At 63.9% G+C, this 21,903-nt stretch carries 26 protein-coding genes; 7 read left to right on the forward strand and 19 right to left on the reverse strand.

What is annotated here, in order from left to right; genetic code table 11:
- Positions 1–94 precede the first annotated feature (94 nt).
- From J8I29_RS05480 to purL, 4 genes are all read right to left on the reverse strand, one after another.
- The gene (locus tag J8I29_RS05480; protein ID WP_105862713.1) at positions 95–400 is read right to left on the reverse strand and encodes a putative quinol monooxygenase; all 306 of its coding nucleotides are present in this window, start codon (positions 398–400) and stop codon (positions 95–97) included.
- A gap of 92 nt (positions 401–492) precedes the next feature.
- Positions 493–834 (reverse strand): Grx4 family monothiol glutaredoxin, encoded by a 342-nt coding sequence (grxD, locus tag J8I29_RS05485; protein ID WP_105862714.1) that lies wholly within the window; start codon positions 832–834, stop codon positions 493–495.
- Between the two features lie 104 nt (positions 835–938).
- Positions 939–1,169: a BolA family transcriptional regulator gene (locus J8I29_RS05490; RefSeq protein WP_105862715.1), complete on the reverse strand. Its 231-nt coding sequence runs from the start codon at positions 1,167–1,169 to the stop codon at positions 939–941.
- 28 nt (positions 1,170–1,197) lie between these two features.
- Positions 1,198–3,420, reverse strand: a complete 2,223-nt coding sequence (gene purL, locus J8I29_RS05495) for a phosphoribosylformylglycinamidine synthase subunit PurL (protein WP_209430875.1) — start codon at positions 3,418–3,420, stop codon at positions 1,198–1,200.
- Positions 3,421–3,594: 174 nt separating this feature from the next.
- On the opposite strand from purL, the gene J8I29_RS05500 reads away from it, so the two are divergent.
- Entirely contained in the window at positions 3,595–3,831 is a 237-nt protein-coding gene (locus J8I29_RS05500; RefSeq protein ID WP_068294951.1) for an Lrp/AsnC ligand binding domain-containing protein, read from the forward strand.
- Positions 3,832–4,088: 257 nt separating this feature from the next.
- Here the strand turns inward: J8I29_RS05500 and J8I29_RS05505 are convergent, their stop codons facing one another.
- Positions 4,089–4,553 carry a hypothetical protein gene (locus J8I29_RS05505; protein WP_105862716.1) on the reverse strand — a complete coding sequence of 155 codons (465 nt, stop codon included), beginning with the start codon at positions 4,551–4,553 and terminating at the stop codon, positions 4,089–4,091.
- 461 nt (positions 4,554–5,014) lie between these two features.
- Here J8I29_RS05505 and J8I29_RS05510 point away from each other — a divergent pair, with 461 nt between their 5' ends.
- Positions 5,015–5,257, forward strand: a complete 243-nt coding sequence (locus J8I29_RS05510; RefSeq protein WP_105862717.1) for a hypothetical protein — start codon at positions 5,015–5,017, stop codon at positions 5,255–5,257.
- A 243-nt stretch (positions 5,258–5,500) separates the two neighbouring features.
- Entirely contained in the window at positions 5,501–5,791 is a 291-nt protein-coding gene (locus J8I29_RS05515; RefSeq protein ID WP_105862718.1) for a hypothetical protein, read from the forward strand.
- Between the two features lie 532 nt (positions 5,792–6,323).
- On the opposite strand, the gene J8I29_RS05520 is transcribed toward J8I29_RS05515, so the two are convergent.
- From J8I29_RS05520 to J8I29_RS05530, 3 genes are all read right to left on the reverse strand, one after another.
- The gene (locus J8I29_RS05520) at positions 6,324–7,307 is read right to left on the reverse strand and encodes an asparaginase (protein WP_209430876.1); all 984 of its coding nucleotides are present in this window, start codon (positions 7,305–7,307) and stop codon (positions 6,324–6,326) included.
- A gap of 30 nt (positions 7,308–7,337) precedes the next feature.
- The gene (purQ, locus tag J8I29_RS05525; protein ID WP_105863211.1) at positions 7,338–8,033 is read right to left on the reverse strand and encodes a phosphoribosylformylglycinamidine synthase subunit PurQ; all 696 of its coding nucleotides are present in this window, start codon (positions 8,031–8,033) and stop codon (positions 7,338–7,340) included.
- Between the two features lie 136 nt (positions 8,034–8,169).
- A complete protein-coding gene (locus J8I29_RS05530) occupies positions 8,170–9,117 on the reverse strand; it encodes a LysR substrate-binding domain-containing protein (protein ID WP_209430877.1) in 948 nt (315 codons plus the stop codon).
- A 209-nt stretch (positions 9,118–9,326) separates the two neighbouring features.
- Between J8I29_RS05530 and J8I29_RS05535 the strand changes: the two genes are divergently transcribed.
- Positions 9,327–9,644: a multidrug efflux SMR transporter gene (locus J8I29_RS05535; RefSeq protein ID WP_105862721.1), complete on the forward strand. Its 318-nt coding sequence runs from the start codon at positions 9,327–9,329 to the stop codon at positions 9,642–9,644.
- Positions 9,645–9,675: 31 nt separating this feature from the next.
- Here the strand turns inward: J8I29_RS05535 and J8I29_RS05540 are convergent, their stop codons facing one another.
- The 5 genes from J8I29_RS05540 to purC all read right to left on the reverse strand — a co-directional run bounded on the left by J8I29_RS05540 (position 9,676) and on the right by purC (position 12,492).
- Entirely contained in the window at positions 9,676–10,212 is a 537-nt protein-coding gene (locus tag J8I29_RS05540; RefSeq protein WP_209430878.1) for a hypothetical protein, read from the reverse strand.
- Entirely contained in the window at positions 10,212–10,451 is a 240-nt protein-coding gene (gene purS / locus J8I29_RS05545; protein WP_105862723.1) for a phosphoribosylformylglycinamidine synthase subunit PurS, read from the reverse strand. The genes J8I29_RS05540 and purS overlap by 1 nt, the downstream gene beginning before the upstream one ends.
- A gap of 64 nt (positions 10,452–10,515) precedes the next feature.
- A complete protein-coding gene (locus J8I29_RS05550) occupies positions 10,516–11,082 on the reverse strand; it encodes an RNA 2'-phosphotransferase (protein ID WP_209430879.1) in 567 nt (188 codons plus the stop codon).
- 85 nt (positions 11,083–11,167) lie between these two features.
- The gene (locus tag J8I29_RS05555; protein ID WP_146126911.1) at positions 11,168–11,710 is read right to left on the reverse strand and encodes a hypothetical protein; all 543 of its coding nucleotides are present in this window, start codon (positions 11,708–11,710) and stop codon (positions 11,168–11,170) included.
- A 17-nt stretch (positions 11,711–11,727) separates the two neighbouring features.
- Positions 11,728–12,492: a phosphoribosylaminoimidazolesuccinocarboxamide synthase gene (gene purC, locus J8I29_RS05560; RefSeq protein ID WP_105862726.1), complete on the reverse strand. Its 765-nt coding sequence runs from the start codon at positions 12,490–12,492 to the stop codon at positions 11,728–11,730.
- 361 nt (positions 12,493–12,853) lie between these two features.
- Between purC and J8I29_RS05565 the strand changes: the two genes are divergently transcribed.
- The gene (locus tag J8I29_RS05565) at positions 12,854–13,177 is read left to right on the forward strand and encodes a DUF1476 domain-containing protein (protein ID WP_105862727.1); all 324 of its coding nucleotides are present in this window, start codon (positions 12,854–12,856) and stop codon (positions 13,175–13,177) included.
- A gap of 68 nt (positions 13,178–13,245) precedes the next feature.
- Positions 13,246–14,040, forward strand: coding sequence for an aldolase/citrate lyase family protein (locus J8I29_RS05570; protein WP_105862728.1), 795 nt, complete (start codon positions 13,246–13,248; stop codon positions 14,038–14,040).
- Between the two features lie 153 nt (positions 14,041–14,193).
- Here J8I29_RS05570 and J8I29_RS05575 read toward each other — a convergent pair whose 3' ends face one another.
- From J8I29_RS05575 to J8I29_RS05590, 4 genes are all read right to left on the reverse strand, one after another.
- Entirely contained in the window at positions 14,194–14,757 is a 564-nt protein-coding gene (locus J8I29_RS05575; protein ID WP_105862729.1) for an alpha/beta hydrolase, read from the reverse strand.
- 215 nt (positions 14,758–14,972) lie between these two features.
- A complete protein-coding gene (purB, locus tag J8I29_RS05580; RefSeq protein ID WP_209430880.1) occupies positions 14,973–16,283 on the reverse strand; it encodes an adenylosuccinate lyase in 1,311 nt (436 codons plus the stop codon).
- Between the two features lie 77 nt (positions 16,284–16,360).
- Positions 16,361–17,032, reverse strand: a complete 672-nt coding sequence (gene rpe, locus J8I29_RS05585) for a ribulose-phosphate 3-epimerase (protein WP_209430881.1) — start codon at positions 17,030–17,032, stop codon at positions 16,361–16,363.
- A gap of 127 nt (positions 17,033–17,159) precedes the next feature.
- Positions 17,160–18,149, reverse strand: a complete 990-nt coding sequence (locus tag J8I29_RS05590) for a P1 family peptidase (RefSeq protein WP_209430882.1) — start codon at positions 18,147–18,149, stop codon at positions 17,160–17,162.
- Positions 18,150–18,356: 207 nt separating this feature from the next.
- Between J8I29_RS05590 and J8I29_RS05595 the strand changes: the two genes are divergently transcribed.
- Complete coding sequence (locus J8I29_RS05595; RefSeq protein ID WP_209430883.1) at positions 18,357–19,148, forward strand: cytochrome c biogenesis protein CcdA; 792 nt, start codon at positions 18,357–18,359, stop codon at positions 19,146–19,148.
- A 196-nt stretch (positions 19,149–19,344) separates the two neighbouring features.
- Here the strand turns inward: J8I29_RS05595 and J8I29_RS05600 are convergent, their stop codons facing one another.
- Entirely contained in the window at positions 19,345–20,466 is a 1,122-nt protein-coding gene (locus tag J8I29_RS05600; RefSeq protein WP_105862734.1) for a branched-chain amino acid ABC transporter substrate-binding protein, read from the reverse strand.
- A gap of 258 nt (positions 20,467–20,724) precedes the next feature.
- Positions 20,725–21,843 carry a branched-chain amino acid ABC transporter substrate-binding protein gene (locus J8I29_RS05605; RefSeq protein WP_105862735.1) on the reverse strand — a complete coding sequence of 373 codons (1,119 nt, stop codon included), beginning with the start codon at positions 21,841–21,843 and terminating at the stop codon, positions 20,725–20,727.
- Between the last annotated feature and the right edge of the window lie 60 nt (positions 21,844–21,903).

A 21,903-nucleotide genomic window follows, 5' to 3' on the forward strand; every position in this document is an offset into this window, starting at 1 on the left:
ACGTTCTCTAGATTCGGTGGGCTTCAGACCAGTCCTATCGTGCCGGCGGGGTATGGCGTTTCCAGGCTGGTCTGAAGATCAGCCCCCACAGCCCTTACGTCGGGCGGGGCGTCCCGATCTCGTAGCAGTGCAGATTTCGCTCGCCGATGCCAAGAGCAGGCCAACTCGCCCGCCACTCGGCGATGTGCTGGGAGGCGAAATGACGGTCCAGGGCCGCGTGGTCGCGCCAGATCTCCTTCACGTGGATGAGACCCGCATCGAAGACATCCTCGGCATAGGAATATTCCTCGCAGCCCTCTTCGGCGCGGCTGCTCTCCACCATGCGTTTCATGGCCGGGCGCGCCAGGGACAAGTTGGCAGCCGGCAGGCGCACCGTGCCGACGATCAGCAATTTGCTCATGGGCCTCTCCGGCTTTTGTCCCGCCCAACGAAAAAGCCAGGCTGCGGGCCTGGCTTTGTTTCTGCGTCACATGCGCGGGCCGGCAAAGACGGTCAGGCCTTGGCCGGAGCCTTTACCGGAATGTTCTTTTCCTGCAGGAAGGTTACCAGCTCGCCCGATTGGAACATTTCACGGGCGATGTCGCAGCCGCCGACGAACTCGCCCTTGACGTAGAGCTGCGGCACCGTCGGCCAGTTTGAAAAATCCTTGATGCCGCTACGCAGATCCGGATTCTGCAGCACGTCGTGGTCCTTGTAGTCGACCCCGAGATAGTCGAGGATCTGCACGACCTGTCCGGAGAACCCGCACATCGGGAACGCCTTGTTGCCCTTCATGAAGAGCACGACGTCATTGGACTTGATTTCGTTTTCGATGAAGGTGGCGATGTCGCTCATGACTCAATCCCGATTGAGGTAATTCTCGATCTGAAACAGATAATGTCGAACATGTAAGCATGCCCGCGTCTAATGTCAGGGCTCAGCCTAACATAATTTATCGATCAGGGAGCACTCGTGGAAAGCGCAAGTGCGTGCAGCACGCCGCCCATCTTACCCTTGAGCGCTGCATAGACCATCTGGTGCTGCTGGACGCGGGATTTGCCCCGGAACGCTTCGGAGATCACCGTCGCGGCGTAGTGATCGCCATCCCCGGCGAGATCGCGAATTTCGATCTTCGCGTCAGGAAAGCTTTCCTTGATCATCGCTTCAATGTCGGCGGCCGGCATCGGCATTGGAATTGAGTCCTCTTCAGGCGGCTTGTCAGGCAGCTTGGCGCGCCGAGCCCATCAAGGTCGGCAGGAACGATTCGTGGCGCTCGCTCAGCGCCGAAACCAGGATGGGCCGGCCTTCGGGCAGGATCAAGGCATCGCCGCCGGTTGTGCCCAGCGTGGTGACGGGCACGCCGGCCTCAGCTGCGGCCTTGGCGAAGGCCTCGGCCTTGTCGGCGGCAACGGCGACGACGTAGCGGGCCTGGTCCTCGCCATACCAGAAGGCATGCGGCTCGCTGCCCTGCGGCGCCTTCGACAGGTCGGCGCCGATGCCGCGCCCCAACGCCATTTCGGCGACGGCCACGGCAAGGCCGCCATCCGAGATGTCATGGCAAGTCTTGAGGTTTCCGGCACGGATCTGGCTGCGGATGAAGTCGCCATGGCGCTTTTCGACGGCCAGGTCGACCGGCGGCGGGGCACCTTCCTCGCGCTTGAGGATCTCGGCAAGCCAGATGGACTGGCCGAGCCAGGTGCCGGGTCCGCCGACCAGCATGACGGTCTCGCCCTCGGCCTTGAAGGCGATCGAGGCCGTCATCGCGACGTCGTCGACAAGGCCGACCCCGCCGATTGTCGGGGTCGGCAGGATGCCACGGCCATTGGTTTCGTTGTAGAGCGAGACATTGCCCGAGACGATGGGGAAATCGAGGGCACGGCAGGCCTGTCCGATACCGTCGAGGCAGCCGACGAACTGGCCCATGATGTCGGGACGCTCGGGATTGCCGAAATTGAGATTATCGGTCACGGCGAGCGGCAGGCCGCCCACGGCGGATATGTTGCGCCAGGCCTCGGCAACGGCCTGCTTGCCGCCCTCGACCGGATCGGCCTCGCAATAGCGCGGCGTCACGTCCGAGGTCATCGCCAGTCCCTTGGGGCCGTCGAGCACGCGCACGACTGCAGCGTCGCCGCCGGGCGTCTGGATCGAATTGCCGAGGATCAGCGTGTCATATTGCTCATAGACCCAGCGCTTGGAAGCCAGCTCCGGCGAGCCGATCAGGTTGAGCAGCACCTCGCCCGTCGACAGGTTCGTCTTGAGCGAGACGGCCTCGAGCACGGGCAGCTTGGGCGAGGGGACATGGGGGCGGTCATAGAGAGGCGCTTCGTCGCCGAGTTCCTTGATCGGCAGATCCGCCTTCAGGTCGCCATTGTGGAAGATGCGGAAGCGAAGATCGTCCGTGGTCTTGCCGACCACGGCGAAGTCGAGGCCCCATTTGCGGAAGATCGCCTCGGCCTCGGCCTCCTTGCCGGGCTTGAGCACCATGAGCATGCGCTCCTGGCTTTCCGACAGCATCATCTCATAGGCGGTCATGCCGCTCTCGCGCACCGGCACCTTGTCGAGATGGAGCTCGATGCCGAGATCGCCCTTGGCGCCCATCTCAACGGCGGAACAGGTGAGGCCGGCCGCGCCCATGTCCTGGATGGCGATGATGGCGTCGGTCGCCATCAGTTCCAGGCAGGCTTCCAGCAGCAGCTTTTCGGCAAAGGGATCGCCGACCTGCACGGTTGGGCGTTTTTCCTCGGAGTTGTCGTCGAATTCGGCCGAAGCCATGGTCGCGCCATGGATGCCGTCGCGGCCGGTCTTGGATCCCAAATAGACGATGGGATTTCCGACGCCGGTCGCCTTGGCGTAGAAGATCTTATCCTGCTCGGCGAGGCCGAGGGCAAAGGCGTTGACCAGGATGTTGCCGTCATAGCGGGTATGGAAGCGCACCTGGCCGCCGACCGTGGGCACGCCGAAGGAATTGCCGTAGCCGCCGACACCGGCGACCACGCCGGAGACGAGGTGCTGGGTCTTGGGATGGTCGGGCGCACCGAAGGAGAGCGCGTTCATGCAGGCGATCGGGCGGGCGCCCATGGTGAAGACGTCGCGCAGGATGCCGCCCACGCCCGTGGTCGCGCCCTGATAGGGTTCGATATAGGACGGGTGGTTGTGGCTCTCCATCTTGAACACGGCGGCGAGGCCGTCGCCGATGTCGATGACGCCGGCATTCTCGCCCGGGCCCTGGATCACGCATTTGCCGGTGACCGGCAGCTTCTTCAGGTGGAGGCGCGAGGACTTGTAGGAGCAATGTTCGTTCCACATCGCCGAGAAGATGCCGAGCTCGGTGAAGGTCGGCTCGCGTCCGATCAGATCCAGGATCCGCTGATACTCATCCGGCTTCAGCCCGTGCTGGGCGATGAGTTCGGCTGTGATGGCGGGTTCCGAGTGCACGGACATGCCGGGTCAGTCTCCTGTCAAGGCAATTTGCATGGTGTTCACGGCAGGCGATAGGGGTATCCGAGCCGAATGTAAACCATTGATCGCATGCAGGCGCCGCGATCCGCATTGACACCGCAACTTTGTTGGCCTTCCTGTGGGCGGACACTCGTTTCCAGTCTCGGAGTATCGGCGATGCGGACCTTTTTCGTGGAGATCAAATGCCAGCTCGGCCGCACCTATGAGGTCGCCAGCGCCCTGGCCGAGGCCGAAATCGCCTCGGAGATCTATTCGATCGCCGGCGACTTCGACGTGCTCGCCAAATTCTACGTCAATGACGATGTCGATATCGGTCATTTCGTCGGCGAGAAGGTGCAGTCCATCCCCGGTATCGCCAATACGCGCACGGTCCTGACCTATCGCGCCTTCTGAGGGCCGGCGGGACGTGCGAGGCCGCAAATGCAAATGGCGGCGCATAGGCCAATGCAGTTCACTTAAGCGTTTCGGGGTGCTCGGCCTTTGTCATTGCCGGGCTTGACCCGGCAATCCAGCTCCCCGAGGGTTCATCCGTGCGGCTTCTGGGTAGCCGGGTCAAGCCCGGCTATGACAAATTCGGAGCGGTTCCTGCTTAAGTGAACCGTATTAGCCCATGGGCCGCCATTTTCTTCAATCGGATGAACGTAGCGCGTTCAGCTCTGGCCCATGGCCTCCGGCAGGGTCGCCCATTGCGTGACGCGATTGCCGTCGGCGCAACGCTCGGCCGCCTTGGTGCCGGAGATCACGTCGCCCGTATGCGAGCCATTGGTGACGATCAGGAAAACCTGCTGGCCGCTGCCGGAATCGGCGCTGACGCAGGCGGCATATTGGTCGGGATGGACTTTCGCCGCGGCCGGCGTGCGCCAGCCGTTAGAGATGCGGGCATCCGTGATGGTGCCGGGGACGAGTTGGGTCAGCTTGTGGGCAAGGGTTGCCCGGCCGGCCTGCGGCACGGGAAACTGCTGGGTGCCGTCCGCCGTGACGACCGGCTGCTGGTTGGAAACGTCCGGCCGGCTGGCTTCGCCGGAGCGCGGACCGCAAGCCGCCACCAGCAGTGAAAGGGCAACGGCTCCGGACAAGCCCCAAGCGAGACGCTGACGGGAAGAATGATGGTTCATATGCCTGCTCCAGTGCACCGAAATTAGAATCGCACCACCCCGGCGGGCTGGCAACCCGCTGTGTGCCTGCACACGACCTGATATGAATCACCGGCGCAGGATGTGCCATAACGCACATGCGATAGCAGATTCATGCAGAACTTCTGCGACTACGTTAACGAAGCGGCAGAACGCGAGAGAAATGCCTGCGCGCGGTTGGCATGGCTGAACCGCGGTGGAAGCATGCGGGCAGCCCGAATGACCAAGCTGTCGACGCGGTGACGCCGGACAATGGCCCCATTCACTGAATATACAGCGGCAATCCCAAGGGCGGAACCCCGCTGGTCCGGACGGCAGGCCTGATCTGCCGCCGCCGGCGTTGGTAATCACAAGGCATGGATGGCGATCTGCGCCGGACGCTTGCGTCCGCTGCCCGTGCGCTGCCGGCCGGTGGCTGCCCTTTCCAACCAAAGGAGAATTCGATGAGCAAGGTCAGAATAGTGGACGGCAATGGCGTCTGGCATTTCGTCAGCAGGGGTTGCGCCCTCGATATCGGTGTGAATCCGGGCGATGGCTATCACGTCTATCACCGTGACGACCGGCGCTGTTTGCCGGTGGCGCACAAGATCAAGCACCTGTTGGGCAAGCAGGTGGTCGTCGCGCCGCGTACCGAGGGGCAGATCAGCGAAGAGGAATTGCTCGAAGCCCTGGAGGCCGCCGCCTGAGGGGGCTGTTTCATGCAATGGTCACGCTTGAGGCAGACTATGGCCAGATTTCACGAGAAGAATGCGCCTCGGCAAAGCTCCTGACGCCAGGATGTGGGCGCCGGGCTGACAATGAGGCAGCCTGAGCGTTGGCCACGTTTCGAACCGCCTGCGGGGCGGGAGGCGATCAATGCCGACGGTGAGCAGGGCAGCCGTGACGTCACCCCGTCGACAGACAAGCACTCAACCCGAAAGGACGACGCCATGAAGCTGACATCGGTGCGAATCGAACGCGCTCTGACCCAGATGGATGGCCGGGTCATTCCCGAATCCAATCCGATAGTGCAGGAACTCATCTCCATCTTCGGGGACCATACGTTCTTCGTTTCCAATGCGGGCCTCAGCACCGTGGAGCCCGTGGAGGCTAATGATGCCGAGCTCGACAAGGTTCGTATCGTCAGGTTGGCCAGATGGGCGGATGAGAGCAAGGCCAGCCTAGTGCCGCACCCGCCGATCAACACCGAAACGATGGTCACTCTCAGCGCAGCAGCCTGAGTCGTTCCCGGAGCTCTGAGATACTCCGGAGGATCATGGCGGCGTATGGGCCGCCATGATCACCAACTCCCGCAATCCTCAAACCGGGATTGTCCTGGGCTGACCTCTCAAAAAAGGGAGGCCAAGATGATCGCGCCATTCCCATCGCATACCCAGGGCCACGGTTCGATCCGGGCCAACGCTGCGGGGCCCCGAGACCCGCAACCGGATCGGCCGTCCCCGGAAAGGCCTGACCCGTTCGACCCGGCTTCGCCGACCGAGATCCCCAAGCCGATACCCCAGCCCGATCTGCCGCAGCTGCCGCCCGACGAGGTTCCGGTGCCGCAGGAGCCCCCGGACGTGCCGTTTCCTCGCGAAGCGGCGCCTTCTACCGATCGCCGATCTGGCGACCGATGACATGACTCGCGCCCGAGGGTGTGACTTGTAGCCCGGGATCCCTTCCCAGGGCTTCGGCCTAGCCAGGAATGACGGGATCGTCGAGGCTCTCCCTGCCGCTGACTGATGGCGAACTGCGCGATTCGACGCGCGGCTTCTATCCGCCCAGATATTCGATTTCCGCCCGCAACGCGTCTTGGTCGAGCCCCTGGCCGAGCAGGACGGCGGCGAGAAGCCGCGCCTTGTGGCCGCTGAGGTCCCCGGCGAAGATGGCCCCGGCGCGATGCAGATCGGTGGCTCCGCCATTGCCATAGACAGGCAGCACCCGCCCGCGCGGGCAGCGCGAGCAGATGATCACCGGAATGCCGCGCTTGATGACCTCCGCCACGGCCTTCGTCACCGATGGCGGCGTGTTGCCGCGCCCGAATCCTTCGAGCACGATGGCCTTGCTGCCGTGATCGGCGGCATAATGGAGATAGCCGCCGTCCATGCCCATGGCGAGGCGGATCAGCGTGACATTGGGCTCGATGGCGCTGGGGGCGTAGGCGCGCCGCAGCGCCGGGCGGCGATGCAGGCAGATGGCGCCCGCGTCGATTTCGCCGAGCTTGCCGTGCTCCCACGACATGAAGGTATCGGTGCGCGAGGTATGCGTCTTGCTCACGTCGCGAGCGGCGTGGAATTCCTGTTCGAAACAGATCATCGCGCCCAGCCCGCGGGCGGCGGGGGCCGCGGCGAGGCGGATGGAATCGGCAATGTTGCGCGGACCGTCGGCATCCGGCTCATCGGCCGCACGCTGGGCCCCGGTGAAGACCACCGGCTTGTCCGAAGCGAGCAGGAGGTCGGCGAGATAGGCGCTCTCCTCCATGGTGTCGGTGCCGTGGGTGACGACGACGCCCTCGCAATCCTCCCGCGCGAGAAGTTCGTTAATGCGGGTGGCCAAGGCAAACGCCATGGGAAGATCGATGGCGAAGCTGTTGAGGTTGCAAAATTCTTCGACCTCGATTTCGATCCCGGGAAGAGGATCGTGCAGCATGGCGCGCAGCGCCTGTCCGTCGAGACCGGCAACCACGTCGCCGGTGCTTTCGTCACGCCGGGAGGCGATCGTGCCGCCCGTCGTAATCAGATGAACCTTGCGCGTCATTGGCCTTCAATCTTGCATCGCCGTCGACGATCAGGCCGAAGCCATGGCGTTGACGACACTGGTAAACAGGCCGCGGCCGTCCGTGCCGCCGGCCAGGGGATCGATCAGGTTTTCGGGATGTGGCATCATGCCGAGAACGCGTCGGTTGGCCGAATAGATGCCGGCGATATTGTTGAGCGAGCCGTTCGGATTGGTGGCGGCGCTGACCTTCCCCGCAGCGTCACAATAGCGGAAAGCCACCAGGCCGTCGCCTTCGAGTTGCGTCAGGGTTTCGGGGCTGCAGAAATAATTGCCCTCCCCATGGGCCACGCAGACGTCGATGGCCTGCCCCTGGCGATAGCTGCTGGTATAAGCGGTATCGGTGCGCTCCACCCTGAGATGGACCCGCTTGCAGATGAATTTGAGATCGGCATTGCGCATCAGGACGCCGGGCAGCAGGCCGCCATCCGTGATGATCTGGAAGCCGTTGCAGATGCCGAGCACGAGGCCGCCCCGTTCGGCATGACGGCGGATGGCATCCATGATGGCGGCCCGGGCGGCGATGGCGCCGCAACGCAGATAGTCGCCATAGGAAAAGCCGCCCGGCAGCACGACCAGATCGGTTCCTGCCGGCAGGTCGGTGTCGGCGTGCCAGATCATCTCGACATGCGCGCCGGCCTGCTTGAGGGCCTTGGCCACGTCTCCTTCACGGTTGGAGCCGGGAAAAATGACGACAGCTGCTTTCATCGGATCCTGCTTATCGGTTGCGGCAGAGGAGGCTGGAGGCTTGGGCGTCCAGCCTCCCTCCATGCGTGCGCATATGGTTCCAGAGGGGGGGCTGGGTCAAGTAAAGAGTGGGCGCCAGGCTCCGAAACCGAGGCAATTACCGTGAATGCGCCGGCCTGCCGTTGGCTTCGGTGGCCATCGCCGGAGGCACCACTTGGCGTTCGGCAAACTCGGCCAGGACCCAGTCTTTCAGCACGGCCACAGCCGGCCGGTTTTCCGCGCCTTCGGGATAGACGAAACTGAACTTCAGGCCCTCCATGACCGGGCCGAAGGGCTGCACCAGCACGCCGGAGGCAAGCTCGGCGGCGACCAGGGACAGGCTGAGCAAGGCGACGCCCTGGCCAGCGATGGCGGCCTGGATGGCGCTGCTTTCATCGTTGAAGCTGATGCCGCTGTCCGGATCGAGGTGCTCGATGCCGGCGCGCCGGGCCCAGGAGCGCCAATTCGGCACGTCCACCCGCGAGGCGATCGGACCCCAGTCGAAATGCAGCAGCGTCGCGCCGAGAAGGTCGGCCGTCTCACGCAGGCCCAGGCGATGGCTGCAGACAGGCGCGAATCTGTCCGTCAGCAGGGGCAGGGCGGTCATGCCGGCATAATGCCCGAGCCCGTAGCGGATGGCGGCATCGGCGTCGCCGGCATTGAGGTCCACCGTGTCGTCGGAGGCATGCAGGCGTAGATCCCAGCCCGGATGCAGGCTGCGCAGCGTGCCGACGCGCGGCACCAGCAGCTTTGCCGTGAAGGCGACGGTCGCCGACAGGGTCGCGATGCGCCGCCGCGGGCGTTTCCTGACGGTTTCCACAGCCTCGGCCATGCTGTCCAGGGCGGCGCGCAGGGCAGGGTAGAGGCTGCGGCCCTCGACGGTCAGCAGGACCTTGCGCGTCTGACGTTCGAACAGGGGAACGTCGAGATAGGCCTCGAGCTGGCGGATCTGGTGGCTGACGGCGGTGGCGGTGACGCCGAGTTCGGCAGCCGCTTTCTTGAAACTCTCCTGCCGCGCCGCGGCCTCGAAGGTGCGCAGGGAGGCGAGGGGCGGCAGGCGGCGCATCATCGCCCCCCGTCTGGCTTGGCTTCATCCCGAGATCGTGCGGTCATCTCCATGCGCATCATCACGTGAGCGATATCTTCCTGCATGAAAGGAATTCATCCATCGCGTGAGAACTTCGAATTTGTTGATTTGGAAGTCAATCACTTAATACGGCGAGGAAGGCTCATGGCTCCCATGAGATGAATTGGATTTTGCAAAGGAAAGCCATCATGGCTTGGCTCTATCTGGCCGCAGCGGCGGTCTTCGAAGTGATTTTTGCCTTGAGCATGAAATATGCGGAGGGGTTCACCCGGCCGCTGCCGACGGCGATAACCGTCATCGCCGTGATCGGCGGTGTAGGTCTGCTGACCCTGGCGCTCAAGAGCCTGCCGGTCAGCGTCGCCTATCCGATCTGGACGGCGGTCGGGACGCTCGGAACCGTGGTCTTCGGTTACATCTTCCTGCGCGAGCCGCTCACGGCCATGAAGATCCTCAGCGCCGTCGCCATCGTCGCCGGTGTCGCCGGCCTCAAGGCCTCGACGGTATAACCCCATGGCGGCGTTGATTGCGCCGCCAATCTCAGTCCGTCAGCTCGATCTTGTCGACAAGGCGATCGAACAACGTGAGGTCGGCCGGCGTCAGCCGGTCGGCCTTCATCCTTATTTCCAGCGTGCCGTTGTCGAAGCGCAGCAAGGCGATGGCGGCGGCCGTCTTTGCCAAAGCCCTGTCCTCGATGTCGTAAAGGCCGCGATAGCCCGTCATGCCACCCGACACGATCGGTTCGACCGGCCCGCGGGGACGTATGCGCGAGCCGGGGGTAAGGCTCTGGATCCGCAGGTCGATCATGGCGCCGGTCGCAGCGCCCGGGCCAAAGGCGCCGAAACCCGGGCTTGGCAGGCCGCGCTCGTCAGACAGGAAGGTCGCGACCGCATGGGGCGGACACGTCGGGGCGGCACAGCGCAGGGCGAGCAGGGCCGGCGGCGCGGAAGCCTCCCTGACCCAGACGGTCTCGTCATAGCGCAGGCTGAAACCGCCGGTCTCGACAAGCTCTTCCGCGAGGCAGGCGCTGCCGGCTCCAACCAGGCACAGGACGGCTGCAAGCAGCCGGACCGGCATCAGGCGATATCGATGCTGTAGTTTTCGATCACCGTATTGGCGAGAAGCTTTTCGCATGCGGCCTTCAGCGTTTCGCGGGCGGTCTCGGCATCGGCCTGGCCGAGCTCGATGTCGAACACCTTGCCCTGGCGCACGCCATCGACATTCTTGATGCCGAGCGAGGCAAGAGCGCCCTCGATTGCCTTGCCCTGGGGGTCGAGGACGCCATTCTTGAGCGTAACGATCACACGGGCCTTCATTCGACACCTGCCTTCCAGCGAGAAAAAATCTTCGGCTTGCGCTTAAAGCAGTCCGAGCGATGGTTCAATCATTGCCTTGCCGACTGGAGCGGGAAAACGTCTCGAATACGCTCAGGAAATGCGGCGGTACGGCCTCGGTCAACCAGACGCCGTTGTCGCTTCGGTAGAATTGCAGCCCCGCCGCCTGCATTGCCTCAGCGTCGATCCGCAGGATGATCCAGGGCCCGGCGCGCCGCATGGCGACCTTTCGCGCCGTTTCGCGGTCGGCAGACAGATGCACGTGCTGGCGCGAGCGTTTTTCGAGGCCGGAGGAAAAGATGCCGGCTTGGTTGGACGCCGAGGTGCCATGCCACAATTCAGCTGGCGGTGCAGTGGCGGCAAGACCGAGATCGACAGCCACGCTGTGGCCCTGATTGGCGCGAATGCGCGTGCCGGTGATGATGAAGCGTTGCTTGTCGCTTTCCCTGACGACCCTTTCGATATCGGGCCGGCCCGCTCCCAATTGCTCGCCCGCGGCCCTGGCGAGATCGTCGATCTCGACCCAGCCCTGCGCATCGAGCGCCAAGCCGGCGGTCTCGGGTGCGTGACGGAGCACGAGGCTCATGAATTTGCTGAGTTTTTTGTCGTCCATAGGCCATATCCGCTATCGTCCGTAGTGGCCGTCGCATCGCTCCTGCGGAAAAGCGTCGCGCCCTTTCCGAGACGATGTCCGGGTTCTATTGCGTTGCTTCGTCGATGAGTTTTCTGGCGATGCGCGGCTCACCGGCGATGACGACGATGAAGCTGGCCCCGCCCTCCTGGCGCTGGCCGACAGCATAGGCGTTGAAGTGATGGGATTTCTTGCCGCCGGTCATCGCCAGCTGGACCCCCCTCCAGTCGCCGGAAGCGAAACCGTCGACGCTGACCTTGGGCGGCGGCGTTTTGGTCTTGGGATCGGACTTGGCCAGCAGAGCGGCAAGCCGCCTGGGCTCGGACAGGGAGCGCTCGATCGCCAGGGCATCCGGGCCGGTCACGGTGAAACGCTCGATCGCCGCATCATAGCCGCAGCGCATTTTGGTGCAGAGCTGCAGCCCGTCGACACGGATGTTCTCACGCGAGACGAAGGCGCGCATCGGCAGCACCACCCACGATCCGGAGTCGGGCAGCGACACCGCCGGATCGCCGGCCCACAGGTCGAAAAGACTGCAGCCCGCAAGGGCGAGCAGGCCCATGCCAGCAAAAAGGGCTCGAACGCCGCGACGCGCGAGCCCCTTACGCATTGTTGCACTCGAGGCGATCACTGAACCAGCTTGGGCCCCTTGACGACGACATTGTCCATCTCGTTCATGATGCCGAGACGGCGGGCGACTTCCGTATAGGCCTCGACCAATCCGCCCATGTCGCGGCGGAAGCGGTCCTTATCGAGCTTGTCGTTCGACTTGATGTCCCACAGGCGGCAGGAGTCCGGCGAGATCTCGTCCGCCAGGACGATGCGCATGATGTCGTTCTCCCATAGGCGGCCGCATTCGATCTTGAAATCGACCAGGCGGATGCCGACGCCGAGGAACAGGCCGGACAGGAAGTCGTTGACCCGAATGGCCAGCGCCATGATGTCATCGAGCTCGGGCGGGCTGGCCCAGCCGAAAGCGGTGATGTGCTCTTCCGAGACCATCGGATCGTTGAGGGTATCGTTCTTGTAGTAGAACTCGACGATCGAGCGGGGAAGCTGGGTGCCTTCCTCGATGCCCAGGCGCGTGGCGATGGAACCGGCGGCGACGTTGCGGACCACGATCTCGAGCGGAATGATCTCCACCTCGCGGATCAGCTGTTCACGCATGTTGAGGCGGCGGATGAAATGGGTGGGCACACCGATATCGTTGAGATTCTGGAACAGATATTCGGAAATGCGGTTGTTGAGGACGCCTTTACCGTCGATGACCTCGTGCTTCTTGGCATTGAATGCGGTGGCGTCGTCTTTGAAGTGCTGGATCAGCGTGCCGGGCTCGGGACCCTCATAGAGGACCTTCGCCTTGCCTTCGTAAATGCGGCGGCGGCGGTTCATCGGGATGTACCGTGGTTTGAGAAAATCCGTCAAAGGGCCTGGGCTCCTGGAAATGCGATCCGTGGCCGGCGCAATTGGCGATTCGATTTGCGGGAGCAAACCGGAGACACGGCCAACTTACCCGATCATGCCTCCGCGCACAATCTTCGTGCAGGCGGAGCGCCCGATCGGAACCAAGCTTCACGAATCAAGCCAAAGCACATTTGCTAGTGCCCGGCATGAGTGTAGTTTCAAGACGCCCGGCATCCTGGGGAGGAGAGGGCGTTACGGCGCATTAATTTGATTTGGGGATTGTGCGCCTATATGCAACAGGCATGGCCGGTCCTTCAAGGAAAACCGGCAGCTGAACAGGATTTAACGGATGACCACCTTCGACAAGCGGGAAGAGGCTTTCGAAAGCAAATTCGCCCATGACGAGGATCTGCGCTTCAAGGCGACGGCTCGCCGGAACAAGCTCCTTGGGCTGTGGGCCGCCGAGAAGCTCGGCCTTTCGGGCGACGAAGCCAACGCCTATGCCAAATCAGTCGTCCTGTCGGACTTCGAGGAAGCCGGCGACCATGACGTGGTGCGCAAGGTGCTCAGTGATTTCGCCGCGGCCAATCTCAGCATGAGCGAGCCGCAGGTCCGCCAGGCCATGACCGAATTGCTCGGCCGCGCCGTTCAGGAAATACAGAACGGCGTTTGACTGCCCTCAATCCATCTCTTGCGACGTCCCCTCCAGCGGGGCGTCGTAGCAATGCGATCGGAAATGCCATGACTGCCCCCACGCTGCGCGCCCGCCTCGCCAAAGGCGAAAAGATCTTTGCGGCCTGGATGGGGGCGGCTTATCCGCGCATCGCCGAGGCGCTCGGCCGGGCCGGCTTCGACGCCGTTATCATCGACCTGCAGCATGGCGAGGCGTCCTTCGGCGAAGCGCGCGATGCCATCAGCGCGGCGCATCTGGCCGGCACGCCGACGGGCGTGCGGGTCGGCCTGGACGGTTTCGGTGACGCAGCACGGCTCTACGACGTCGGCGCTGAGTTCGCCATCCTACCGATGATCAATTCGGTGGAGGATGCCCGCCGGCTCGTCGACACGCTGAAATACCCGCCGGTCGGCGGACGGAGCTGGGGCGGAACCCGAGCCATTTCGCTGTTCGGCGCCGAGACCGAGGCCTATCGTAGCGTCGCGAACGACCGACTTATTGCGCTGGCGATGATCGAAACGCGGCAGGCTGCCGACGCGCTCGAGGAGATTCTCGACGTGCCTGGGCTCGATGGCGTGTTCGTCGGGCCGAGCGACCTGTCGATCAGCCTGAGCAACGGCGCCAGGCTCGATCATCAACTGCCGGAATCGGTCGAGGTGATCAACCGGGTTCTCGCTGCCGCCAAGGCCCGCAACAAGCTGACGGCGATCTATTGCGGCAGTGGCGAAGCGGCGGCCCGTAACGCCGAGCTCGGCTTCGACATCATGGGCATCGGCTCGGACTGGGCTTTCCTGACGGCTGGCGCCCAGGCCGCCTTGAAGGCCGCGCGCGGCCATGCGGGGCCGAGCGGCCCGAATTATTGAGATTTGCCTGGAGCGCGGATTTGGAGGGTCGATCTCCGGATCGACCGTCTTCGCCCTCCTCCCTGACTTGCCGTCCCCTTCCCAGGATCTTCGACCCCGCCGGGCATGACAGAGCGCATCGCACAAACGGGGCAGTAATTTGGCGAGCTGGTATTACTGGCTCTCGTGCCTGAGCTTCGACAGGAAGGACGCCAGGCGCAGCAGGCCTTCGGGCCAGGGGCCGTGACCGGACTCCACATTGATATGGCCGGCTTCGCCCGCATCGACGAATTCGCTGTTCCAGGCTTCGGCAAAGGAGCTGGCGCGATTGATGTCGCAATAGGGATCGTTGCGGCTCGCCACCAGCAGCGAGGGGAAGGGCAGGGCCGTCATCGGGATTGGATTGAAATCGAGATCATAGCCGGGCAGCAGATCCGGCTTGTCCCAATCGGAGGGCGCCACCAGCATTGCGCCGATGACATGCCCTTTCAGACGCTCGGCCGCGAATACGGTGGTGATCACGCCAATCGAATGCGCGATGACGATGGCCGGCCGGCTCGATGTCTCGACATTCTCGACGAGCCTGCTTACCCAGGCTTCGCGCTCGGGATGATCCCAATCATCCTGCTGGACCCGGCGGGCCGTCGAGAGCTTGGCCTGCCAGCGTGACTGCCAATGATCCGGGCCGGAATTGCCGAGGCCCGGCACGATCAGGATGTCGGCGTCGGAAATGCGCACGTCGATGTTCTCCGGCTCGGTTGGTAGGCACTTCAGCCAAGCAGATCGAGCCCGTCTCGACTCAAGATCATGGCTCCATTCTAGAGCATCGTACCGAAAAGCGGACGCCGGTTTTCGGTAAAACGACCCTGCGGGAACGAGGCGGCGGACAGGAAGCCGAAATGCTCCCGCAGCGCCACTCATCCATAACGTCCAAGCGAACCCTCGGGCTCCGCTCAGGTTGCGGCGCCGAAGACGCGATCGAAGATCGTGTCGACATGCTTGAAGTGATAGCCCTCATCGAACATCGCCTCGAGGGCCGCGTCCGACAATTTGGCCGAGACTTCCGGATCAGCCTTGAGGAAGGCGAGGAAATCGCCCTCGCCGCGCCAGACCTTCATGGCGTTGCGCTGGACCAGACGGTAGGAATCCTCGCGGCTGGCGCCGGCCTGGGTGAGGGCCAGCAGCACACGCTGCGAATTGTGCAGGCCGCCGAGACGGTCGAGATTGCGGCGCATGTTTTCGGGATAGATCACCAGCTTGTCGATCACGCCGGCCAAGCGCGCGAGCGCGAAGTCCAGGGTCACGGTCGCATCCGGGCCGATCATGCGTTCGACCGAGGAGTGGGAGATGTCGCGCTCATGCCAGAGCGCCACATTCTCCAGCGCCGGTGTCACGGCCGAGCGTACGATGCGGGCGAGGCCGGTGAGGTTTTCCGTCAGCACGGGGTTGCGCTTGTGCGGCATGGCCGACGAGCCCTTCTGGCCGGCGGAGAAGAACTCCTCGGCTTCCAGCACTTCGGTGCGCTGCAGGTGGCGGATCTCGGTGGCGAGGCGCTCGATCGAGGAGGCGACCACGCCGAGCGTCGCAAAGAACATCGCATGCCGGTCGCGCGGGATCACCTGGGTCGAGACCGGTTCGACGGCAAGGCCCATCTTCTCGGCGACATAGGCTTCCACCGCCGGATCGATATTGGCGAAGGTGCCGACGGCGCCGGAGATTGCGCAGGTGGCGATTTCCTTGCGCGCGGCGACGAGGCGCTCGCGGTTGCGCGAGAATTCGGCATAGGCCTGGGCGAGCTTGAGGCCGAAGGTGACCGGCTCGGCATGGATGCCGTGGCTGCGCCCGATGGTGGGCGTATATTTATGCTCGATGGCGCGCTTGCGCAGCGCCGCGAGGACCTCGTCGACATCGGCGATCAGCAGATCGGCTGCCCGCGACAGCTGGACGGCGAGACAGGTGTCGAGCACGTCCGAAGAGGTCATGCCCTGATGCAGGAAGCGCGCTTCCGGGCCGACGATCTCGCCGAGATGGGTGAGGAAGGCGATGACGTCGTGCTTTACTTCCCGTTCGATCTCGTCGATCCGGGCCACGTCGAAGGTGGCATCCCTGGCTTTCTCCCAAACCTTGGCAGCCGCCTCCTTGGGCACGACGCCAAGCTCAGCCAGCTTGTCGGTGGCGTGGGCCTCGATCTCGAACCAGATACGGAAACGGGACTGCTCCGCCCAGATGGAGACCATTTGCGGGCGGCTGTAGCGTGGGATCATGGGAGAAAGTCCTTTCGCGCCCCTTTTAGGCGCGGATGCCGGGAAAGTGAAACGCAAATCTGCGGAAGGAGACGATGTCAGAGAGCCGCCGTTGCGGCTTCGCGAATGGCGGCGATGTTGGCGGCATAGGCGGCCGGACCGCCCTTGAATACATAGGAGCCTGCGACCAGCGCATTGGCGCCGGCCCGCACCACGAGCGGCGCGGTCTCGGGCGTGATCCCGCCATCGACCTCGATATCGATGTCGCGCTTGCCGACCCGTGCCCGGATGGCGGCGATCTTCGACAAGGTCTCGGGAATGAAGGCCTGGCCCCCAAAGCCCGGATTGACCGTCATCACCAGGATGAGATCGACGAGGTCGAGCACATAGTCGACCACTTCCGGCGATGTCCCGGGATTGATCGCCACGCCGGCCCGTTTACCGAGCTTCCTGATATGCTGCAGCGAGCGGTGGAGATGCGGGCCGGCCTCGGCGTGGACGGTGATTGTATCGCAGCCGGCCTTTGCGAAATCCTCCAGATAGGGATCGGCTGGCGAGATCATCAGATGGGCGTCGAGCTTGGTGGTGACATGCGGCCGCAAGGCAGCGGCGACGCCGGGGCCGATGGTGAGGTTGGGCACGAAATGCCCGTCCATCACGTCGTAATGTACCCAATCCGCGCCAGCCTCCTCGATCGCCCGCACTTCCGCGCCGAGTGCGGCGAAATCGGCCGAGAGAATGGAAGGGGCGATGATGATGGGGCGGGGCATGGCGGATCCTCGGCTGTGACGGTCGCGGTGAACGGGCAGTACCTGCCAGAGCCGGCCAGCCATTGCAATCGTTGAGGAAGCATCCTTCCGGGACCGAGGGCGATCACCTTCCTTGCAGGGGACTCCGTCATCGCCCTCCGAAACGATCCCGCCAACTCGGAAGAGCGCCGGGGAAGGGCAGGGCGCTCGCCTCGTAGACGGCGCGGGCACAGGCCCTCGCCAGCGCATGCGCCGCAGCCGTGCCGAGGGCGATCAGATCTCCGATGGGTTCGGTCAACGCCACATGCCCTGTAGCCGCGGCAAATACCGTGTCGCCGTCGAGCGGGGTATGGACCGGATGGATCGCCCGAGCGAGGCCATCCTGCGCCATCACGGCAAAATGCTTGGCCTGGGCCTTGGTGAGCACGGCATCCGTCGCCACTACGGCGATCGTGGTGTTACCGGCCTGCATGGCCTTGTGGCGCAGGGTCAGGGCATCGACCGGCCATGAAGCCGGCGGACCGAGATCGCCGAACTCCCCTGCCTGCTCGTAGGGCGCCGCCCAGAAATGGGGGCCGTCGCCGATGGTGACGCTGCCGAGCGCATTGACGGCGACCAGCGCCCCGACGGTGTGAAGCCCACAACGGGCGGAGGCCGATCCGAGCCCACCCTTCAGGCCGGCCGTGGTGGCTCCCAGCCCGGCGCCCGCCGATCCCAGCGCGAAGGTGCTGGTAGCCGCCTCGGCTGCGGCGAAGCCGAGTTCGCGATAGGGCGGATACCGCCCCCATTTCTTGTTGCCGCCGTTGAGGAGGTCGAACAGGATGGCACCGGGCACGATCGGAACCCTGACGGCGCCGACCTGGAAGCCGCGGCCCCGCTCGGCCAGGCAGGCTCCGATCCCGGCGCCGGCCTCCAGGCCGAAAGCCGAACCGCCCGACAGGGCGATGGCGTCGATCCGCTCGACCGTACGCTCCAGGGCGAGCAGGTCGGTTTCCCGCGTTCCCGGAGCGCCGCCGCGCACGTCGACGGCGGCGACCGCCGGCTCCTCGAACACCACCGCTGTCGTGCCGGACGCGATCCCGTAATCCTCGGCATTGCCGACCAGCACGCCGGTGACATCCGTGATGAGATTGCGCATGAATCAGCCTCCGCTTGCCGGCAGCTTCGCACCGCCTTGCAGGCGAGACAATCGGCCTCGTGCGGAGCAACCCTGCGACATCACTTCCGATCACGAGACAGGGAGTTCGACGAAACGGGCTTGGGCAAAAGGCGTGGGCGCGCTAGAGCAGGGGCTTCGCCGCCGGAAGGCGGTGTCGACGCGTGAATGCCTGTTCTGGATGGGTCCATGGCCGATATTACCTTGCCTGCCGTGTTCGTGGCCGGCCTGTTCTCCTTCCTCTCGCCCTGCGTGCTGCCGCTGGTGCCGCCCTATCTGACCTTCCTCGCCGGCTCCACGCTGGACGAGATGACGGGGCAGACCATCGACAAGGACGTGCGCCGGCGTGCGGTGATCTCGGCCCTGTGCTTCATGGCAGGCCTTGCCACCATTTTCATCTCGCTCGGCGCCGGCGCTTCCTATCTGCTGGTCCTGCGCAGGGCGATGGCCAATGGCCTCAGCAGCCTGGCCGAGAAGGGCATCCTTCCGGCCTCCTGGGCCAATTCGATCGATCCCTTCTATCTGCTGGCAGGCATCGTCATCATCGCCATGGGCCTGCACTTTCTGGGCATCCTGCGCATCTCCCTGCTCTATCGCCAGGCGCGCCTGCAGGCCGGCGCCGGCTCCGGCCCGTGGGGAGCCTTCGTGATGGGGCTGGCCTTCGCCTTTGGCTGGACGCCCTGCATCGGACCGGTTCTCGGAACGGTGATCGCCGTGGCCGGCAAGGATGGCAGCGTCAGCCAGGGCGTGACCTTGCTCGCTGTCTATACGCTTGGCCTGGGACTGCCCTTCGTAGTGGCTGCCTTTGCCATGAACCCCTTCATGCGCTTCCTGCGGACATTCCGAGCCCACCTCGGCACGGTGGAGAAGGCGATGGGCGGGTTGCTGGTGGTCGCCGGCATTGCTTTCCTGACCGGAGGCATGGCCGATTTTGCCATCTGGCTGCAGAACACCTTTCCGATCCTCAGCAAGCTCGGCTGAAACCCGGGTTCTCCGACGTCTCGTCGGCTTCTTTCTTCCTTTCAGGTGCCAGTCGCCCAAGAGCGGACGAGACGTCCGCGCACCCGAAAAGATGTCCGTTCAGAACGGTTCGGGATTGCGGCCATGTTGCGCAAATAAAAACCCGCCCCGGCGGAGCCGAGGCGGGTGATGTTTCAGCACAAGAGAGGCAAGGGCCTCAGGAGGGGTTCTGCTCCGCGGCGATCTTGCCGTCCGCGGCCTTCTTCCAAGTGTAGATGGCGTAGGCCGGTTGAGCCAGATCGCCCTTCTTGTCGTAGGAGATCTCGCCGATCACGGTCTGGAACTTCTTGCCCGAATGCATGACCTCGGCGATCTTCTGCGGATCGGTGGACTTGGCTTCTTCCGCCGCCTGGGCCAGCACCTGGACGCCGGCATAGGCCAGCAGGGTGAAGCCGGCCGGATCGGTGCCACCCTCGCGGAAGCGCTTCACCAGGTCGGCATTGGCCGGAATATCTTCGACCTTGGGCGCGAAGGTCATCAACGTGCTGACCACGGCATCGCCGCCGATGGTGGCGAATTCGGGCGAGTTCAGGCCGTCGGCACCCATCATGATGGTCTTGCCGCCCTGGTCGCGCAACTGCTTGAGGATCAGCGCGCCCTCGGTGTAGTAGCCGCCCCACAGCAGCACGTCGGCGCCGCTCGACTTCAGCTTGGTGACGAGACCCGAATAGTCCTTTTCGCCGGCATTGGCCCCTTCATAGAGGACTTCCTTCACCCCGGCATCGTTGAGGTATTTTTTCGCGCCCTTGGCGAGGCCTTCGCCATAGGTCTGCTTGTCGTGCGCGATGGCGATCTTCTTGTCCTTGAAATGAGCCAGCACATAGTCCGCCCACACCTTGGACTGCTGATCGTCGCGGCCGCAGGTCCGGAACGTATTCCACAGGCCGCGGTCGGTCAGCTTCTCGCTGGAGGCGGACGGCGTGACGTTGATGATGTTGTTGTCGGCATAGACGTCCGAAGCGGCGATGGCGCCGCCGGAAGTGACATGGCCGACGACCCAGGTCACGCCATCGCCCACGAATTTATTGGCGACCGAGACGCTCTGCTTGGGATCGGCCTGATCGTCGCCGACGCTGATCTCGATCTTCTGGCCGAGCACACCGCCCTTGGCGTTGATGTCCTTCACCGCCATCTCGGCGCCTGCCTTGGCCTGCAGGCCGTAGGAAGCAGCGGGGCCGGTCATCGGACCACCGACGCCGAGCTTGATCTGCGCCTGCGCGCTGCCGCCCAAGGCGAGGCCCGCTGCGAGTACAGCGCCGGCCAATGAAAGTTTGTTCATGGGGGTTCTTCCCTGTTGTACTGGGCGCAGACCGTTCTTTTCTGGATCGGTTCCGCTGCACCCGATGACGCCATTGTCTAAATTTCCAGCGGCTTGTCACGGAAATTCAGGCGAAATCGCGAAGGGAAGGGCAGCCTGGCCATCTCCCCCTGCGTCATGTCTCCCCTCGCGCTCCCACCCGAGCCGCGAATAGGAGCCTCCAAAGAAATCGCCCCAGCGAACCGGGGCGATTGAGATATCACGAAGAATGAAGGCAGATCACTTGTTCTGGAAGAAGTCGATCTTGCCGTCGGGACCCTTCTTCCAGGAGAAGATGACGTAGTCGATCTGCTTCATGTCGCCCTTGTCGTCATAGGAGACGTCGCCGATCACCGTCTTGAAGGTCTTGCCGGAGTGCATCACCTCGGCCATCTTCTGCGGATCGGCCGACTTGGCTTCTTCCGCGGCCTGGGCCAGCACCTGCACGGCCGCATAAGCCTTCAGCGTATAGCCTTCCGGCGTGAAGCCGCTGTCCTTGAACTGCTTGACGATGGCGGCGTTGGCCGGATCATCCTCGGCCTTGGGCGCGAAGGACATCTGGGTGCCGATCACGGCATCGCCGCCGATGGTGGCGAATTCGGAGGAGACCAGGCCGTCGCCGGAGACCATCACGGTCTGCATGCCCTGGTCGCGCAACTGCTTGAGGATCAGAGCCGCCTCGGTGTAGAGGCCGCCATAGATCAGCACGTCTGCGCCAACCGCCTTGAGCTTGGTGACGATGGCCGAATAGTCCTTCTCGCCGGTGTTCACACCTTCGAACAGGACTTCCTTCATGCCGTCGGCGGCCATCAGCTTCTTGGCGTTCTCGCCCAGGCCCTGGCCATAGGTGGTCTTGTCGTGGACGATGGCGATCTTCTTGCCCGGATAGGTGGCCTTGACATAGTCGACCCAGACCTTGGCCTGCTGGTCGTCACGGCCGCAGGTGCGGAACATGCCCCACAGCTTGCGGTCGGTCACCTTCTCGTTGGTGGCGGCCGGGGTGATGGCGACGATGCCGTTGTCGCCGTAGACCTCGGAAGCGGGGATTGTCACGCCCGAGTTATAGTGCCCGACCACCCAGGTCACGCCGTCGCCGACGAACTTGTTGGCGACCGACACGCCCTGCTTGGGATCGGACACGTCGTCGCCGACGGTGGATTCCAGCTTCTGGCCGAGCACGCCGCCGGCGGCGTTGAGGTTCTTGATGGCCAGTTCCGCGCCCTGCTTGATCTGGGCACCGGAGGCCGCACTCGGACCGGTGATCGGTGCGCCGATGCCGATCTTGATCTGCGCGAAGGCGGACGTGCTGAGCAGCAGGCCTGCCGCCAGCGCTGCGCCTGTCAACCAGACTTTTTTCATGTCGTTCTCCCAGTGGATTGGTGGAGCTTGCGGCTCCGGTCTGCGGATAGTCAGGACGTG

Source organism: Labrys sp. LIt4 (genome assembly GCF_017813775.1).
Lineage (GTDB): Bacteria > Pseudomonadota > Alphaproteobacteria > Rhizobiales > Labraceae > Labrys > Labrys okinawensis_A.

What these genes read in the sequence shown, in the direction of transcription:
- J8I29_RS05480 (WP_105862713.1), bottom strand. Translation starts at nt 400, where the DNA reads ATGAGCAAATTGCTGATCGTCGGCACGGTGCGCCTGCCGGCTGCCAAC.
- grxD (WP_105862714.1), bottom strand. Translation starts at nt 834, where the DNA reads ATGAGCGACATCGCCACCTTCATCGAAAACGAAATCAAGTCCAATGAC.
- J8I29_RS05490 (WP_105862715.1), bottom strand. Translation starts at nt 1,169, where the DNA reads ATGCCGATGCCGGCCGCCGACATTGAAGCGATGATCAAGGAAAGCTTT.
- purL (WP_209430875.1), bottom strand. Translation starts at nt 3,420, where the DNA reads ATGTCCGTGCACTCGGAACCCGCCATCACAGCCGAACTCATCGCCCAG.
- J8I29_RS05500 (WP_068294951.1), top strand. Translation starts at nt 3,595, where the DNA reads ATGCGGACCTTTTTCGTGGAGATCAAATGCCAGCTCGGCCGCACCTAT.
- J8I29_RS05505 (WP_105862716.1), bottom strand. Translation starts at nt 4,553, where the DNA reads ATGAACCATCATTCTTCCCGTCAGCGTCTCGCTTGGGGCTTGTCCGGA.
- J8I29_RS05510 (WP_105862717.1), top strand. Translation starts at nt 5,015, where the DNA reads ATGAGCAAGGTCAGAATAGTGGACGGCAATGGCGTCTGGCATTTCGTC.
- J8I29_RS05515 (WP_105862718.1), top strand. Translation starts at nt 5,501, where the DNA reads ATGAAGCTGACATCGGTGCGAATCGAACGCGCTCTGACCCAGATGGAT.
- J8I29_RS05520 (WP_209430876.1), bottom strand. Translation starts at nt 7,307, where the DNA reads ATGACGCGCAAGGTTCATCTGATTACGACGGGCGGCACGATCGCCTCC.
- purQ (WP_105863211.1), bottom strand. Translation starts at nt 8,033, where the DNA reads ATGAAAGCAGCTGTCGTCATTTTTCCCGGCTCCAACCGTGAAGGAGAC.
- J8I29_RS05530 (WP_209430877.1), bottom strand. Translation starts at nt 9,117, where the DNA reads ATGCGCCGCCTGCCGCCCCTCGCCTCCCTGCGCACCTTCGAGGCCGCG.
- J8I29_RS05535 (WP_105862721.1), top strand. Translation starts at nt 9,327, where the DNA reads ATGGCTTGGCTCTATCTGGCCGCAGCGGCGGTCTTCGAAGTGATTTTT.
- J8I29_RS05540 (WP_209430878.1), bottom strand. Translation starts at nt 10,212, where the DNA reads ATGCCGGTCCGGCTGCTTGCAGCCGTCCTGTGCCTGGTTGGAGCCGGC.
- purS (WP_105862723.1), bottom strand. Translation starts at nt 10,451, where the DNA reads ATGAAGGCCCGTGTGATCGTTACGCTCAAGAATGGCGTCCTCGACCCC.
- J8I29_RS05550 (WP_209430879.1), bottom strand. Translation starts at nt 11,082, where the DNA reads ATGGACGACAAAAAACTCAGCAAATTCATGAGCCTCGTGCTCCGTCAC.
- J8I29_RS05555 (WP_146126911.1), bottom strand. Translation starts at nt 11,710, where the DNA reads ATGCGTAAGGGGCTCGCGCGTCGCGGCGTTCGAGCCCTTTTTGCTGGC.
- purC (WP_105862726.1), bottom strand. Translation starts at nt 12,492, where the DNA reads ATGAACCGCCGCCGCCGCATTTACGAAGGCAAGGCGAAGGTCCTCTAT.
- J8I29_RS05565 (WP_105862727.1), top strand. Translation starts at nt 12,854, where the DNA reads ATGACCACCTTCGACAAGCGGGAAGAGGCTTTCGAAAGCAAATTCGCC.
- J8I29_RS05570 (WP_105862728.1), top strand. Translation starts at nt 13,246, where the DNA reads ATGACTGCCCCCACGCTGCGCGCCCGCCTCGCCAAAGGCGAAAAGATC.
- purB (WP_209430880.1), bottom strand. Translation starts at nt 16,283, where the DNA reads ATGATCCCACGCTACAGCCGCCCGCAAATGGTCTCCATCTGGGCGGAG.
- rpe (WP_209430881.1), bottom strand. Translation starts at nt 17,032, where the DNA reads ATGCCCCGCCCCATCATCATCGCCCCTTCCATTCTCTCGGCCGATTTC.
- J8I29_RS05590 (WP_209430882.1), bottom strand. Translation starts at nt 18,149, where the DNA reads ATGCGCAATCTCATCACGGATGTCACCGGCGTGCTGGTCGGCAATGCC.
- J8I29_RS05595 (WP_209430883.1), top strand. Translation starts at nt 18,357, where the DNA reads ATGGCCGATATTACCTTGCCTGCCGTGTTCGTGGCCGGCCTGTTCTCC.
- J8I29_RS05600 (WP_105862734.1), bottom strand. Translation starts at nt 20,466, where the DNA reads ATGAACAAACTTTCATTGGCCGGCGCTGTACTCGCAGCGGGCCTCGCC.
- J8I29_RS05605 (WP_105862735.1), bottom strand. Translation starts at nt 21,843, where the DNA reads ATGAAAAAAGTCTGGTTGACAGGCGCAGCGCTGGCGGCAGGCCTGCTG.